A 251-nucleotide genomic window follows, 5' to 3' on the forward strand; every position below is an offset into this window, starting at 1 on the left:
TACGTTGCATTTTTCTGTTTTGGTGATAGCCCAACTAAAGAATATTTATTGATCCTCCTATAGATAGCTAAAACACTTGTTAAAAATTGTCTTTCCCAATTATTTAAAATATTGCGTTGATTTAACGCATCATGACTAAGTAATCGATCAACTTTTAGCATTAGCTTATCTTCAGTATTCATCTAGACCTCCAAGACTAGTCATGATTTAGAGGGCTTGAGTGAGCTTTCAAACTCTTCTCTTCTAGAGAG

1 protein-coding gene is annotated in these 251 nt (G+C 33.5%); it reads right to left on the reverse strand.

Going from position 1 to position 251, the window contains the following annotated elements:
• Positions 1-182: hypothetical protein (locus tag QP420_RS06705; RefSeq protein ID WP_269564666.1), on the reverse strand; the 182-nt coding region annotated here is incomplete at its 3' end.
• Positions 183-251: the final 69 nt, after the last annotated feature.

This window comes from Bifidobacterium sp. UMB1197 (assembly GCF_030217745.1).
Classification (GTDB): Bacteria; Actinomycetota; Actinomycetes; order Actinomycetales; family Bifidobacteriaceae; genus Bifidobacterium; species Bifidobacterium vaginale_B.